1 protein-coding gene is annotated in these 244 nt (G+C 66.4%); it reads right to left on the bottom strand.

The window, feature by feature from the left end:
- The coding region (locus FNJ47_RS48360) for a patatin-like phospholipase family protein (RefSeq protein WP_175068542.1) at window positions 1–208 on the bottom strand (208 nt) is incomplete at its 3' end.
- Between the last annotated feature and the right edge of the window lie 36 nt (window positions 209–244).

The following is a 244-nucleotide window of genomic DNA, read 5'->3' as shown; positions in this document are numbered from 1 at the left end:
CATTGGTCATAAAACCGCCCGCCAGCACGACGGCGTTCATCGCGCCGGCCGACGTGCCTGATATCGCCTCGATACGCAGCCACGGCTCATCCATGAGCCGATCGAGCACCCGCCAAATAAAAGCGCCATGCGATCCACCGCCCTGCAGCGCGAGATCGACAAGCACAGGATCGCGCGCCTGGCGGGTTTGCGGCTCCTTCAAGGACATGGCGGGCTCCGCCCGGCGTGCGAGCACGTCGCGGCC

This window comes from Bradyrhizobium uaiense (assembly GCF_010811875.1).
Lineage (GTDB): Bacteria > Pseudomonadota > Alphaproteobacteria > Rhizobiales > Xanthobacteraceae > Bradyrhizobium > Bradyrhizobium uaiense.
The sequence above is the reverse complement of the archived record's forward strand: the minus strand, read 5'-3'. Positions and strand labels throughout refer to the sequence as shown.